This window comes from Enterococcus sp. LJL99 (assembly GCF_054871725.1).
This window is the reverse complement of record NZ_JBTXLT010000001.1, coordinates 399,178-413,864: the sequence shown is the minus strand read 5'-3', so window position 1 is coordinate 413,864 and position 14,687 is coordinate 399,178. Positions and strand designations below refer to the sequence as shown.

Below are 14,687 nucleotides of genomic sequence, written 5' to 3'. Positions count from 1 at the left end.
TTTTTTTTAGAAAAATATGGAATAAGATGAAAAATGAAGAAAAAAAATGATTGCATTTGAAAAAAAGTGGTGTTATGATGGGTATGAAAATAGAGGAGGAGGAAATCAAATGAAGTTAGCAACAAGAATCAATTCATTTTTACCAAAATTTGACTACGATTTGAAAACAATTTTTGAAGAATTCCATCGAATCGGTTTAAGCCATGTTGATTTAAATTATCCAGAACACGTTACTGATTTTTCAGGACCAGAAATGAAACAACTTTTAGCTCAAAATCAATTACAAGCAAATGGAGTAGCGTTAAGATTTAGAGAAGAGTTTATTAATGGGGAACTTGGAAATTCAAAGCAGGCTATTTCCAAAAAAGCAATTCAATTATGTAAAGAAGCGCTAGATTATTGTCGTGAAATAGAGGGAGAAGTCGTAACTGTTTGGTTGGGTTTTGATGGGTTTGATTATTCTTTTCAAATTGATTATGAAAAAGTTTGGGAACAAATAAAAAATGCATTTATTGAAATTGCGGATTATGCACCAGATATCAAACTTAGTATTGAATATAAGCCTTTTCAGCCTCGTGCTTATGCTTTTATTGATAGTTTAGGAATTGCGATGACAATGCTAAATGATATTGCTCGTCCGAATGTTGGCATAACTTTAGATTATTGTCATATGCTAATGAAACATGAAAATCCTGCTTATGGAGCTAGTATTTTAGGGAGTCGAGGGAAGTTGTTTGGTGTTCATTTAAATGATGGTTATGGTTTAAATGATGATGGACTTATGATTGGAACGAATAGTTTACTTAAAACAATTGAATTTATTTATTATACAAAATTGCATAACTATGATCATGCAATCTATTTTGACACGTTTCCCGTTATTGAAGATCCTTTGGCTGAATGTGAACGAAATATAAAAATGATTCAAAAGATTGATGAGATTATTGAACGTATAGGAATGAAACACATAGCAGATATCATTTCTAAAAACAGTGCAGTACACGTTAGCGATTTACTATTGGAAATCTTAAATTAAGATTTCCAATAGTTAAAAAAATTTAAGAGTAAGGAAGTGTTAGATATGGATTATCAAAAACTAGCAAAAGAGATACTAATTGAAGTTGGTGGAGTAGAAAACATTACTAATTTATCGCATTGCGCAACTCGTTTAAGATTAAATTTGAAAGATGATTCGAAAGTAAATGATCAGGAAGTAAAAGCGTTGACCGGAGTAGTTGATGTCATAAATAAAGCTGGTCAATATCAAATTTTGATTGGAACCGAAGTGCCAAAACTTTATGAAGAGTTTGAATACTTGGTTAGTGGAGATGCTAATAATCAGTTGAATGAAGATAGTTCTAACCAATCTGGAAGTATCGTTAGTAATATTTTTTCAGCGATTTCAGCCATTTTCGCACCATTATTACCTGCCTTAGCTGGATCTGGAATTCTTAGAGGATTACTTATTTTAGCAGTACAACTTGGACTTATTTCGGAAAACAGTGGGACTTATACTATTTTATCTGTTGCTTCAATGAGTGTTTTCTATTTTTTACCAGTTTTGTTAGCGTTTACTTCAGCTAGAAGGTTTGGCGCAAGTCCATATATTTCAGCCTTGATTGGTGCTTCATTGATTAATCCCGATTTTATTGCATTGATGGGAGATACTGGAAATGGTGCTACTACGACGTTCTTCAATATACCAGTTGTGTTAATGAATTATAATTCCACAGTCGTACCAATTATTTTATCGATTTGGGCTTTCTCATACTTATATAAATTTTTAGATCGAAAAATTCCAGAAACACTTAAATTAGTTGTTGTTCCGTTGATTTCATTGGCAATTATGGTACCGTTAACAATTATTATAATTGGCCCAATTGGTGTTTATAGTGGTGAATTGGTTGCGAATGTAGTTAACTGGTTGATTGAGCGAAGCAGTATTTTAACAGGTGTTGTAATTGGTGGTGGTTGGAGTGTCCTAGTTAGTTTAGGGATTCATTGGGCTGTTAATCCTATCATGATTAATAATGTATCTACTTACGGATTTGACTATATTGTACCTTTTACTTTTGCTTGTAATTTTGCTGTAATTGGAACAACGATTGGTGTTTATTTCAAAGCACGTAATAAACAGTTGCGTAGTTTTGCTTTAACGGGTTTGGTGACGGTTGCTCTATCTGCTATTATTGAGCCAACATTATTTGGTCTTTTAGTGAAAAATAAGAAGTTATTTTTAGCTCAAATCATTGGAGGAGCTGTTGGTGGCGCTTATTTAGGATTGATGCATGTGGTAACAAATTCGTTTGTTTTCGGTAGTGTAACAACATTTCCTGCATTTGTTGAAGGGGATTCAGCAAACTTTATTCAAGCAATGATTGGTTTAGCTATTTCTGTGATTGTGTCTGCTGTTTTAGGATATATTTTCACTACAAAAGATGAAAAACTAGTTTGAGCTTGATGGTCATTTTCTTGAATTAATATTTTAGAAAGTAGGAACTAAACATTTCTGTAATAAACAGTTTGAAGTAAAATCATTTTTCTAGGACATTTCTGAAAACTATGGAGAAATCCAAGTATTTTAGACATGTCCTATTATTATGTACTTGAATAGTTTTCGTTTAACTTAGACATCATTGGATTTTGTTGGAGAAGAAGTAGAATCAAGGACAAGAACTTTGTTTAATGTGGCGCTGTAATTGGTTTTTTATAAATTCAAAAAAACGGATCAGTGATTAAAATATGCTATAATCATAGTTATATTATTAGATAAGATAAAGGAGGTTAATGATGATTCCATATGAAAGACAAGAGAAAATACTTGAAGTATTGAGTGAAAATGAACTTTTACGTATTGAGGATTTACAAACATACATTCCAGACACTTCTATTTCAACATTAAGAAGAGATTTAAAAGAATTAAGTAAGCTTAATAAGGTTCAATTATTGACAGGGGGAGCGGTAAAAATCTATTCTACCGTTTCGGAGCTACCAATTGTTACTAAAGCTGTTTTGCAAACTAAAGAAAAAAGATATATTGCTAAATTGGCTCAACAACAAGTGATGGATGGTGAAACAATTTATTTAGATTCGGGATCGACGTGTACTACTTTATTAGAAGAACTTTTAAATAGAGAGATTCATATTGTGACAACAAATACGGATATATTTGGATTATCTCGAACGATTAAAGCTGAAATTACAACTCTAGGTGGCTCTTATAATCCCAATATCTCCTCGTTGAGTGGTCCACTAACCATAGAGAATCTTAGTAATTTTATTTTTGACAAAGCTTTTTTAGGCGCGAATGGAATTGATATTATGCATGGAATTACAACGCCTAATTTATTAGAAGCGACTAAAAAAAGAGCTGTTCTAGCTAATTCTAAGAAGTCCTTTCTTCTTTGTGATAGTTCAAAATTTCATAAAATCTCTGCAGTAAGAGCTTTCGACCTTAATTCTGTTACATTGATTACAGATAAAAGTGATCAACAAATTGAAGAAAAGATGCAAGTTATCTATAAAAAAGGGCAATAGAAAATACTTAGAATATTGGTAAAAAGATAGTAGGATTCAAAGAGTTTAGAAATTTTTGTAATTCATCTATAAAGCGTTATATTGTAAGAAACAGATAAAAATAGCAAATCATAGAATGGTTCCTTTTTTATAATTGAGTCCTGTGAAGTCTGCTTCAACTTTTGCGAGTTATTCCCTATTCTATGTAAAAGAAAGTAATTCGTTCTCTTAGCTAAAATTTCCAACTGTAAAACTTTGGAATTGTCTCTGATAGAGTTACTTTTGTGCCAGTATTTATCTGAAGACATAAAAAAGTTGATTAATTACACAAAAAAATAGTTTCATTTAAAATAAGTAAATAAAAATTCTTTTTTCTTGTTCGAAAAATCGCAATATAGTACTATTATTTTACTGACTAATGTAGAAGCAATACATAACTAGTTTATTTATTAATAAAAAGTAAATTTTGTTGTTTTTTTAGCGATTAATGCAGGATAAAATAGTAAGGGGTGAGCAAATGGAAATCATAAGTTCAGGAATAAAAGATGGCTATTTTTTAGATTGTTATGGAGGTCACGGGACGGAATTCAATGAAAATTTTATGCCTACTTATTCTGTTCCTTTTCAAATTAAAAATGCTCCGAAGGAAACTAAAAGTTTTGCGGTTGTTTTGTATGATATAGATGCATATGAAGTGACAAAAGGTTTTCCGTGGATTCATTGGGTCGTAGCAAATTTGACCCGAGAAGAAGTCTTAGCGAATGAAAGTCAGACTGCAACGGATTTTATTCAAGGGGTCAATAGCTGGCATAGTCCTTTAAAAGCAAATCAATCAAAAGAATTATCTTCATTTTATGGCGGAATGACGCCACCTAATGGTGATCACCTGTATACGCTAAAAGTGTTAGCATTAGATACATTAGTAGAGCTTGAAAAGGGGTTCTATTTGAATGAATTAGTCTCTGGAATAAAAGGGCATGTATTGGCTACAGCTACGCTAGAAGCAAAGTATAGGCAATATAAAAGCTAAATACCTTGTTTGTTGGTAGAATAGAGCTATAAGAATTTTCCTATTTCTATTGTCTTCCTTTAGTTAAGTTTAAAGTTATTGAGAAATTATTTAAGGATATATGAAGTATTTACTTAAACTGAGTTTTTAGTGGCGTTCAAACGGAAATGTAACTTACTTGGAGAAGTAAGGTTATAGAAAATCTTTAAAATTCATATAGTAAAATAGTGTAAGTCAAATATTTTAAGTTACTTTGTTAGAAAGTGAACAAAAACGTGTAAACTGCTTAAGTTTATTTTCTAGTATTTATGAAAAAAGACTATTTGAATAGGAAAAGCTAAATTGGAGTTGAAATAGATGATAGAAAGATATATGGAAAAAAATTTATTCAGGCAAATTGTGCTATTAGAAAATCTATATACTTCAACAAGAGTACCGATCAAAAAAATGGCAGAATTATTAGATGTTTTCCCTAAAACCATTGAATCAGATATTGAAAAAATCATTATTGAGTTTGATTATGCGATTCAAACGTCTAATAAATCACGTTCTTTATATTATGTGTTATTTGATCAAGAGATTCCATTGTATAAATTGAAACAATCTATTTATCAGCAATCTATTTTTTTAAAAGTATGTGGACATTTTGCTTTAGATAAGTTTGATTATCTTGAGCTTGTTGAAACTGACTTTATTTCTGTCAGTAAGGCATATGCTTTAAAAAATCAAGCCCTTGATTTTTTTAATCGAATTGGATTAAAAGAAAGTAAAGGACAACTGGTTTTATCTGAAATTGAATGGCGTTTGGTGAGTTTGAATGTTCTTATTCGATTGGATGAAGGATTGGATTTTACTCATCCTGTAGACTTTGAAATTGCTTGTGAAGAATTAATCGATACAATAGAAAATAAATTTTCAAAACGGGTTTATGACAAGGATAGTAAATATTTTATTATCCAAGGGATGTATCTTAGTTATCAGAGACAACTGGAAAACCCTGTCCAATTTGATTCATTTTATAAGGCAGAAATTAGACGTAGACCGATTTATACTAATATAGTGACTGCCTGGCAAGAGAGTAAATTAAAAGAGTATATCAATGAATCAGAAATTGAATTTATTACTTTTTTATTTAATGCTTGTCCATACTCTTTTGAACAAATCAATGACTTATTTGAAGACCATGAGGAAGTACGCAAAATTTTTATCACTAGTAAACCTAAAATGGTTGAACTGGTTGAAACATTTAGCGAATTAGCCGAAAAGAATTTATTAGGAAATCAGCCATTTGAACAAGCGCTTATGCGTCTATTTAGAACAGCTTGGAGAAATTATCAACCATTGATTCCCGATCGAACGTATTTACTAGCTCCTAGTTTAGTCCCTATTTATTCTATTGTAACTAGTATTATTATTAAATGGGGAGAAGAATTCGATAATGAGTTACATTTAGATCAAAATTCGATCAATCGTTTTATTGATGAATGTGCTCAGTATTTACTGGTAAAACGTACAGTAGTCAATATTATTATTGTGACGGACTCTCATTCAAAATATTTGATTTATAAGGATTTGCTTCGTAGCAATATTTTTGAACCAAGAATAGATCCACGAATTTATCATGATTTAGACGAATTAGATTTATTAGAAGTGAAAAAGAAAAATGCCATGATTTTATGTGAGAGAAGACTTTTGAAAGAAGTTTCTGATGAGTCGATTGATATTTTACCGATTTCGTTAAATAAAGTGACTGAATTAGGATTTATCATTACGTTCTTTCAATGGGTGGAGACAAATAGAAATAAGCAACGAGAAAAAGCAGTTCGAAGAAAATAGAAATAGACGCCAAATTATAGAAAGTTAAAGAATACTAAACAAGGGCTTTTCTTAAGAGAAAACCCAGCGTATTTTTTGTCATTTTCGTGATTTGGCGCTTTTTCGTATAAATCTCGACTTGTCCGACTTTAGCGGATGTTATCTAAATAACGAGAGATGATTTCCAAATGATGCATGACGGAGGCTTTTCTCATTATTCCCATTCCAGGGAATTTTTCTTGAGCAGCGGCGGCTAATAGTAATTGAATTCCTGCTGTAAGTTGCTCGCCACAAAGTGTAGCAAGCCAAAGTTCCAATTCAGCAATCAGTTCGAAAAATTTATCTTTTTGAGAAGAAAGATCCTCACTAGAAATAAAGTGGTGGATTCTAAGTTGTTCGTTTTTTAAATAAACTAAATGCAAGCTTAGTTGTTTCGAAGGATAGCTATGTTCATAGTAGATGCGACTGTCAATTGAAAAGTCACTAAAACCGATAAAACCTTTTTGTTGGTATGTTAGATGAGCTGTTGAAAAAAGCTCATCAGAACATTCGTGATAGAAACTATTTTTAGGTAAGCGGGTAAAGACATCTTGTGAAAGAATCAAAGGACCGACTACTTTGTTTAGTAAGCGAAATTCTTCTCTAATAAGGACTTGGGTTCGATTATCTGACCAATCACTTTCTAATGAAGCATTGGCTGAGTCGACGATAAAAAGATCAGGCTTATGTTGCTTTATGTTTAATGGATGATTGATAATAAGCGCGTTAGGGGCGTTGTATGCTGCTAAAGTTTCGGGCCCATTTATTGTGTGAAAGTCACCTGCTTGAGGATTTTGAATTAGATAAAATGGCTGCTCTTTTGCTTTAAATAGCTCGATTGTTTTAGTTAGTGTTTTCGATTGTTTGACTGGTTCGATGATGGGTGCTATTTGGATTGATAATCGATTATGGATTAACAGATCATTCAATGCCGCTAAATCAAATTGTTTGCCTCTAAAATAAGGATAGTACATTAGTTGTCCTCCAAAATCTGTTGCTCAAGTTTAAAATAGGCTTCACGTGTAGCCGCTAATTCATCCTTCAGTGCTTCAACAGCTTGTGATTGAGTATCTTCAATAAAGCAATCATAAAAATTAATTCCACCGCCAAATAAGTCATATTCTGGTTGTCTTTTTTTCAATTCTTTATATAGTTGATTCGTTGAAAATACTCTGAGACCGCGTGCAGTCTGTTTAGCTTTACCAACTTCGCGTGCTTGCGCAGCAATTAATCGGAAAAGTAACGCTTGTTCATTGACAATTAATTCTTGACGTTGCGGTTTCTTTTCAACAGTAAAGTAACCGGGACTTTTTTGTTCTTGAGAAGTTAAGTATTGATGATAAACCATGACTCCAATCGATTTTGGAATATCCTCTTTTACTTTTTCGAAAAGTGCTTCTGGCAAAACGAAATAATTATAGTGACCGATAAAAGATAATTTGGCGGTTGAACGAAAATCAGCTTTACTGACCTTGACTTCATAGCAACGCCATTCAAATTGATTCGTTGGCAAAAGACGACAGCTTAACGTATCAACAATGCCTTGATCTTCAGGCATCGTGACTTCTTCAACAACAATATCGCCATTTTCGCGACAATAATAATATAAAGATTCTTCTATTTCAAGTGTTAGTGCCGTTTTCATAATAAGCTCCTTTCACAATTTTCTTTATTATAAAACGTACGTTCGGTTTTGTGAAGAGAAAAAGAATAAAAAGTAGGATTGGTGGTGGGTGAAACAAAAGTAAATCGCATCTTCTAAAATTCACCAAAAATTTGAAGATTACCAAGTAGGAATCATTCAACATCGAAAGGAACCTTTTCGTGTTTCTTGTTATTTTCGGATAGTTCTTCTTATTGGGATAAATCAGGAAGAATGTAGTGATTCGATGAGGATTGTATCTAATCGTTTTTCAGTGCTAAATACTGTTATTTCAACTTCTCTAACACCAATAATTACGATATCTAAATCGAACTAAGGGAAATGATTGCATTTTAAAGGATAAAAATTATAATAAAAGATGGTAATTAGTTAAACGTGGAGGAATGTACGGATGGAAAAAGAACAAGTTACTGTGTCTTTACCAGAACAATTAGTAAAAGAACTAGATTTAAAAAATGGAGATGAAGTAACTTTAAGTGTTAGAAATCAAAAAATAATGATGGAGACAGCGAATAAAACAGCGGGAAGCCAAACGCTATCCTTACGTTGGTTCTTGATTCCAACGGCAATTGTCAGTTTGTTATTTTTTGTTTATCTTCTTATTAAAAATCAACATCAGATTACTTTAGTAGGGGAAGTCTCGATTGCTAATATGGTTTTATCAATTGGTTTATTGAGTGGTGTGTTTAGTTTTATTTTGGCTTTTGTGAAGGGAAAGAAAAATGAGATTGTCTCAAAATCGAAGGATATTAGTTGGCGGAATTTTCCAGCTATTTTGATTTCCTTTATTATTATTTCCCTATTAGGCACTTTGATTTTCTTCAAATTATTAGGCTTAGTTTTTATAGGTGCTTCGTTTGACCGCTATACAGCAACGTTATTGTTTTTTATTTTTTCAGCGGTTATCAATTATTTTATGATTTACTCTGCAATCTCTGTGACTTCGGATAAATTAATCAGTATTTTGATTGTAGTTATTTTGGGCGGCGTTTTGTTTGCAATGTTCACAAATCGAGACTATCAATGGTGGCAGTTTAATTTCAGTTTTTTAGGAACGATTGAAGCAAAAAATAGATGGCAATTCAATTTAACCTTGATTTTTTCAGCATTATTGATGGTTGCCTTGATTGATTGCTTATTCGTCGATTTACAACGAGCAATGCCAGAAAATAAACGCTTGATTATCTTGCGTATTTTATTGACTTTAACTGCTTTAGATTTAGGGGCAGTCGGACTGTTTCCTTATACTGAAACGGGTCCTTTCCAAGGGGTTCATAATCATGTTGCGGAATATCTTGTTTATTTGATTATCATTTTAATTGTAGGAATCAAATGGTTACTGCCTAATATAACAAAAGAGTTTATGTCGATTTCCTATTTAATTGTGATTATGTTAGTGGGTATTGTTGTTTTGTTTATGGGCGTGGGTTATCTTTCATTAACAGCGTTTGAGTTGTTTTCATTTATGTTGGCATTTAGCTGGATTATTTTACTACTACAAACCTTGCAAAAAATGGCACAAGAAATCAACAATACGTATTATGTAAAAATTAAAAATGTGAAAGAGGAAGAAGAGTAATTGTATAGCCTCCTTTGTTCTGTTCATTCTTGCAAAAGTAAGGCTGTCAAAAAGCGGAAGGCAACAATGATTTTCAGAAAATAGCTACAACAAAAAAAGAACAACCTGAGCAAAATCAAGGTTGTTCTTTTAACTATTTATACGCCAAGAGAGATTCGAACTCCCGACCGCTCGCTTAGAAGGCGAGTGCTCTATCCAGCTGAGCTATTGGCGCATGCTTAACACGACAAAATTTATTATAATGAACATAGAAACTAAAGTCAATCAAAAAATAGAAATAACAGCATTTTTTTTTGAAATACTTTGAAATACAATCTAAAAGAACAAAATCTACAGTTTTAATTGACTAGAGAGGTCTTTTTTGATATAGTATTAATGTTGTAATTGTGGACTCCACAGCTACAACCGCACAGAACAAGCGTTAAGTATAACGAGTAAGTTATCACTTGTGATGGCGAGTCTAAGTCTAGAAGAAGGAGGTGCTGTATAGCATGTACGCAATTATCAAAACTGGTGGTAAACAAGTAAAAGTTGAGGTAGGTCAAGCAATTTACGTTGAAAAATTAGACGTAGAAGCTGGACAAAAAGTTGTGTTTGACGAAGTTATCTTAGTAGGTGGCGAATCTACAAAAGTAGGTGCTCCAACTGTTGCAGGTGCGACTGTCGAAGGTACTGTTGAAAAACACGGTAAACAAAAGAAAGTGGTAACTTTCAAATATAAACCTAAAAAACACACTCACCGCAAACAAGGTCACCGTCAACCATATACAAAAGTTGTCATTGAAGCAATCAACGCATAATTTTAGGTTCTCAAGAAAGAAGGCCTACAAATGATCGAAGGTTCTTTTAATCGAAATGACGCTGGTCAGCTTATTTCATTTGAGATAACAGGCCATGCCGAAGCAGGTCCTTACGGTAGTGATATCGTATGTGCAGCTGTGTCTGCATTGGCGATTAGTGCTGTAAATGGTATCGACGCTTTAGCCGGTTTCGAACCGATTGTAGAGACGAATGAAACAGAAGGTGGTTACCTTTATGTTGAAATGCTCTCTTCACTAAACCAAGAACAAAAAAATATTGCTCAAATTTTATTGGAAAACCTTTTGTTAGGTCTACAAGCGATTGAGCAAGATAATTCAGAATTTATTCGAATTAAAACGATAACTAAAAAATAGGAGGTGCAGACCATGTTACTAAATATGAATTTACAATTATTTGCCCATAAAAAAGGTGGAGGTTCTACTTCCAACGGACGTGATTCAGAATCTAAACGTCTAGGTGCTAAACGCGCTGATGGACAAACTGTTACTGGTGGATCAATTTTATACCGTCAACGCGGAACTAAAATTTACCCAGGAGCAAACGTAGGTATTGGTGGCGACGACACTTTATTTGCTAAAGTTGATGGCGTTGTACGTTTCGAACGTAAAGGCCGCGATAAAAAGCAAGTGTCTGTTTACCCAGTAGCTCAAGAAGCTTAATAACTTTCAGCTCTATCCCTTGTGTAGTAAGGGGTAGAGCTTTTTTATTTGGATAAACAGACAATTGAATACCATCTTGAATGCCTTCCGCTTAGAAATTAGCAAATTTAGCTAGTTTTTCGGCAGCGGCATTCTTTTGTTTACTATTCAAAAAGTCTAACTTTTTGGGGTCACTACAAAATACGAATGGCTTACTAGTTATTTTACTTCTTTGTAATTTCCTTTTCTCTTAACGTGATAACAAGATGGACAAGTAACAATTTTTTTATCAGGAAATTGATTTCTTGCTATGCTCAAAGCATCTTCAGAGCCTCCTTCAAATCCGATTAACGTTCGTTCAGTAACAGATGGCAGTTCTTCACAGTCCATAGAGTGGACAACATATTCGCCACCTTTATTGGGTTTATCCGATAGATAATAAAAATCACTCATGAGTATCCCTCCTTTTGCTTGAGTATAATACAATCAAGTTTAATATCTGAGGTTAAAATATTATTTATTAGATTATTAAGGTTCTCTAATGATTTAGGTTTTTTTTAGTAAATAAAACACAAAAAACAATTATAATTAACTAGTTGAAACGTTGATATAATTGCGTTTTCGAGAGTTTGGTACGCAATACAGTACTCTAATTACTACAAAAGAAGTGAGAAAATATGAATAAACGTTGTAGAAATTACTATCCTAACCTAGCAATTAAAGACATAAGTAAATTTCGTGGAATGGATCCAGTTATTGAAGCGGAATACACATTTAAAGAACAGGGAGTAGAAACACTTATCAATTTTAAAGACGAATACCTTATCATGTGAGGGCGTAGAATTGAGCTGTCCTCTACACCATGTCATTCCTGTGGTTCATCTGTCCGTTGTGTGGCCAAAGAAAAGGCATACTACACTTTAAAGACGGTTGGGGTTGTGTGAAGTGTCATGATCTAGTCTATAGCAGTCAGCAAGACACGAAAACGGACTTCTGGACGTGGTACAACAAGGCTATCGCTATTGCACGACAGATAGATAAAGAGTTTTGGGTAGATGGCTTTACGTTCATGAGAGAGAGCTGCTATCTGTTTCCTAGCAAGCCTAAAAATATGAAGTGGAGTAAGTACGAACAACTGAAGACGAAGTTTGATGATTATGTGATGAAAGGGAACATGATTAATTACAAACTGTTGAAAAAGTATTTGTAATACACTTAGACTAAACATATTATGATGCATTTAAAAAAGATCAGACATTAGCTGGTCTATTTTTTATAGGAGTAAACTGACAGGAAGTTGACAGTTTTAAACTATTTTTTTTAGCTATACTAACGTTGTAAGATCTTACAAAATGATAAAGAAGGAGGTAAAAAAATGGCAAAAACAATTGGAGAAGTAAGAAATTTTCTTGATAGTCTTGTTGGTAAAATTACTGTTGATAAATCCAGTAGCGCATTAAATGGACAATGTGTGAGTTTAATCAAAAACCTACTTGAATTTTTGGGAGCGCCTAATCCATATGCTGCGCGAGGAAATGCCAAAGATATTCCGAGTACCTACGTTTCTCAAGGGATTGCGAAAACTGGTTCTGGTACGCTTAACATAGCTGTTAACAGATATGATGGCGGAGGATACGGGCATGTTTGGGTTAAGATTGGATCTGATAGTTGGCAAGCTAACTACGCTGGATTGGCAACAAAAAAGAATGTTGGGGAAGTGGCTATTACTGACATTTTAAATTTAGATCAGTGGATTTCTGGTGGTGGTGGTTCATCAACATCAGGAGGAAAAGCTACTACTTTAGGATCTAAGGGTGAGGCATTGATTAAAAAATTTGAATCATGTAAACTTACTGCTTATGATCTCGGAGATGGAATGATTACGATTGGTTGGGGACATGCAGAATCGAAAGGACGAACAAATTTAGTCGCTGGTGTAACTACATGGTCTCAAGCGCAAGCAGATAATCAGTTCAAACAAGATATCGTAGGTTATGCCAATGCAGTAAACAATTATTTTACTCGTTCGTTTAATCAAAATCAATTCGACGCAATGGTAAGTTTTGCTTACAATGTTGGAACAGGAGCATTTGCAAACGATGGTTGGGATAAGAATGCTTCCAATAGTTATATTACAGAATCATTTGCAAACTATATCAATAGAGGCACACAATTTGAAGAAGGATTAAGACGCCGTCGACAAGAGGAAATTAATTTATTTAACACACCAGTAAATGATAGTGAAATAAAAATAAATGAAGGAGATGAAGAAGTTATGTTTATGTATTGGGCTGCACGAAGTGATGGAAAGACAAAAGATGCGTTTGGAGTAATGGGTGGAAATCGAGTTCACTTAAAAACACAAGAAGAAATCAGCGCATTAAAAAATATCTGTAAACAAACTACAGGTAGAGAATTAAAAGAATATGATTGGCCAGGAACTCACCCAGTTACAAAATTTGTTGAGCGTATTACAAATTTTAATGCTTAATTTTAATATAGAGTCATCGCTTATGCGGTGGCTTTTTATTGTAGATTATCAAAATGTATTTCTATAAACATGACCTTGTGGATGGCTAGGGTATAACTAAGCCGAAAATATCGGTGTACCTTTGTATAGGTTTCCCAAAAAGTTGGGAAACATGAAATTTAACGAGAGAAAAATTGCTTTGGTTAGTTATAGAGCCTAGTCCCAAATTGGATAGAGGTAGTTAAGCACAAAATGTACAATACTCAAATTTAGCGGAGAGGAAAACTTCCTTGTACTAATAGCCCGACTTTTCAGCTGATTGAATTATACGTGCTGAGGGGGGCGCAATTTGCGCCTACCTAGTTAGCTACAAGGTCGAAATATTCTACTCTGTTTATCCAGGAATATTTAAGAACAGAGTTACTCAAAGTAACCTCGTTGCATGAATTTAACTAACTAGATGTTTTCTAGTCTGTTAGTGCAATACTCACTAGCTATTTGTTCTTACTCTTGGTATGATTATAAAAAAATGGTGAATATATGGACAAAGTAAAAAATTGTTTGAAAAAAGCAAGTAAATATTACAGTGAAAATAGCACTGGCACGAAGTTTGTAATAAATTTCGCAACTATTTTTATTATTGGATTGCTAAGAGAAACATTGTTAAATCTATTTGGATTTTGGTTATCAATACTCGTTGTACTCTTTTTAATATTTTTTATGTTTACAGGTTTCTCTTATGGTGTTCACGCTTGGAAGTACAGAAAAAGGTAATGTAACTTGACTATATATTTGTCTTTTAAGTCAATCAAACTAAATAAAAATTTCAGAGGTGTTGAATATGGAAAAAGAAAAATGGTATAGAAAGAAAAAAATTTACATTCCCTTGTCTATTATTTTAGGTGTACTAGGTTTTGGTGCATCACTTGTTAGTTTGTTTGGTGTGAGTGTGGATGATGAACTTAATAAAGATTACTATAATGATAAAGACGAACCACTATTTAAAAGGAAAGATGATTAGCTTAAAAATTATTTATAGCGCCCTGCGCTAATGAGAATTATTGAATTAAAATTTATATCTATTGGCATGATGGTTTTTGTCTGTATGTGTAGATAAAACAAATTTGAAATTGAAA

At 33.1% G+C, this 14,687-nt stretch carries 15 protein-coding genes, 1 tRNA gene and 1 other annotated feature; of the genes, 12 read left to right on the top strand and 4 right to left on the bottom strand.

Annotated features, from left to right (window positions below):
- Positions 1-109 precede the first annotated feature (109 nt).
- The 5 genes from ACYSNW_RS02030 to ACYSNW_RS02010 all read left to right on the top strand — a co-directional run bounded on the left by ACYSNW_RS02030 (position 110) and on the right by ACYSNW_RS02010 (position 6,361).
- A complete protein-coding gene (locus tag ACYSNW_RS02030; RefSeq protein WP_461742693.1) occupies positions 110-1,036 on the top strand; it encodes a sugar phosphate isomerase/epimerase family protein in 927 nt (308 codons plus the stop codon).
- A 45-nt stretch (positions 1,037-1,081) separates the two neighbouring features.
- Positions 1,082-2,455 carry a PTS transporter subunit EIIC gene (locus tag ACYSNW_RS02025; protein WP_461742692.1) on the top strand — a complete coding sequence of 458 codons (1,374 nt, stop codon included), beginning with the start codon at positions 1,082-1,084 and terminating at the stop codon, positions 2,453-2,455.
- A gap of 335 nt (positions 2,456-2,790) precedes the next feature.
- Positions 2,791-3,537 (top strand): DeoR/GlpR family DNA-binding transcription regulator, encoded by a 747-nt coding sequence (locus tag ACYSNW_RS02020; RefSeq protein WP_461742690.1) that lies wholly within the window; start codon positions 2,791-2,793, stop codon positions 3,535-3,537.
- Between the two features lie 496 nt (positions 3,538-4,033).
- The gene (locus ACYSNW_RS02015) at positions 4,034-4,546 is read left to right on the top strand and encodes a YbhB/YbcL family Raf kinase inhibitor-like protein (protein ID WP_461742689.1); all 513 of its coding nucleotides are present in this window, start codon (positions 4,034-4,036) and stop codon (positions 4,544-4,546) included.
- A 336-nt stretch (positions 4,547-4,882) separates the two neighbouring features.
- Positions 4,883-6,361 (top strand): hypothetical protein, encoded by a 1,479-nt coding sequence (locus ACYSNW_RS02010; protein WP_461742688.1) that lies wholly within the window; start codon positions 4,883-4,885, stop codon positions 6,359-6,361.
- A 128-nt stretch (positions 6,362-6,489) separates the two neighbouring features.
- Here ACYSNW_RS02010 and ACYSNW_RS02005 read toward each other — a convergent pair whose 3' ends face one another.
- Positions 6,490-7,353, bottom strand: a complete 864-nt coding sequence (locus ACYSNW_RS02005) for a sce7725 family protein (RefSeq protein WP_461742687.1) — start codon at positions 7,351-7,353, stop codon at positions 6,490-6,492.
- A complete protein-coding gene (locus tag ACYSNW_RS02000; RefSeq protein ID WP_461742686.1) occupies positions 7,353-8,024 on the bottom strand; it encodes a hypothetical protein in 672 nt (223 codons plus the stop codon). Before ACYSNW_RS02000 ends, ACYSNW_RS02005 begins: the two co-directional genes overlap by 1 nt.
- Positions 8,025-8,433: 409 nt before the next feature.
- Between ACYSNW_RS02000 and ACYSNW_RS01995 the strand changes: the two genes are divergently transcribed.
- A complete protein-coding gene (locus tag ACYSNW_RS01995) occupies positions 8,434-9,621 on the top strand; it encodes an AbrB/MazE/SpoVT family DNA-binding domain-containing protein (RefSeq protein WP_461742685.1) in 1,188 nt (395 codons plus the stop codon).
- A 140-nt stretch (positions 9,622-9,761) separates the two neighbouring features.
- Here ACYSNW_RS01995 and ACYSNW_RS01990 read toward each other — a convergent pair.
- A tRNA-Arg gene (locus tag ACYSNW_RS01990) sits at positions 9,762-9,835 on the bottom strand.
- A gap of 179 nt (positions 9,836-10,014) precedes the next feature.
- Positions 10,015-10,093: a sequence feature (ribosomal protein L21 leader region), on the top strand.
- A 19-nt stretch (positions 10,094-10,112) separates the two neighbouring features.
- Between ACYSNW_RS01990 and rplU the strand changes: the two genes are divergently transcribed.
- Genes rplU through rpmA form a run of 3 tightly spaced genes read left to right on the top strand, consistent with a single transcriptional unit; the run spans position 10,113 to position 11,102 of the window.
- Complete coding sequence (gene rplU / locus ACYSNW_RS01985) at positions 10,113-10,421, top strand: 50S ribosomal protein L21 (RefSeq protein ID WP_461742683.1); 309 nt, start codon at positions 10,113-10,115, stop codon at positions 10,419-10,421.
- A gap of 30 nt (positions 10,422-10,451) precedes the next feature.
- Positions 10,452-10,796 (top strand): ribosomal-processing cysteine protease Prp, encoded by a 345-nt coding sequence (locus tag ACYSNW_RS01980; protein WP_461742682.1) that lies wholly within the window; start codon positions 10,452-10,454, stop codon positions 10,794-10,796.
- Between the two features lie 12 nt (positions 10,797-10,808).
- Complete coding sequence (gene rpmA / locus ACYSNW_RS01975) at positions 10,809-11,102, top strand: 50S ribosomal protein L27 (protein ID WP_461742681.1); 294 nt, start codon at positions 10,809-10,811, stop codon at positions 11,100-11,102.
- A 198-nt stretch (positions 11,103-11,300) separates the two neighbouring features.
- On the opposite strand, the gene ACYSNW_RS01970 is transcribed toward rpmA, so the two are convergent.
- Complete coding sequence (locus ACYSNW_RS01970; protein ID WP_461742679.1) at positions 11,301-11,534, bottom strand: hypothetical protein; 234 nt, start codon at positions 11,532-11,534, stop codon at positions 11,301-11,303.
- Positions 11,535-11,758: 224 nt separating this feature from the next.
- Between ACYSNW_RS01970 and ACYSNW_RS01965 the strand changes: the two genes are divergently transcribed.
- From ACYSNW_RS01965 to ACYSNW_RS01955, 3 genes are all read left to right on the top strand, one after another.
- On the top strand, positions 11,759-11,914 hold the full coding sequence (locus ACYSNW_RS01965) for a hypothetical protein (RefSeq protein WP_461742678.1): 156 nt from the start codon (positions 11,759-11,761) through the stop codon (positions 11,912-11,914).
- A 542-nt stretch (positions 11,915-12,456) separates the two neighbouring features.
- On the top strand, positions 12,457-13,572 hold the full coding sequence (locus tag ACYSNW_RS01960) for a lysozyme (RefSeq protein ID WP_461742677.1): 1,116 nt from the start codon (positions 12,457-12,459) through the stop codon (positions 13,570-13,572).
- Between the two features lie 820 nt (positions 13,573-14,392).
- Complete coding sequence (locus ACYSNW_RS01955; RefSeq protein ID WP_461742676.1) at positions 14,393-14,572, top strand: hypothetical protein; 180 nt, start codon at positions 14,393-14,395, stop codon at positions 14,570-14,572.
- Positions 14,573-14,687: the final 115 nt, after the last annotated feature.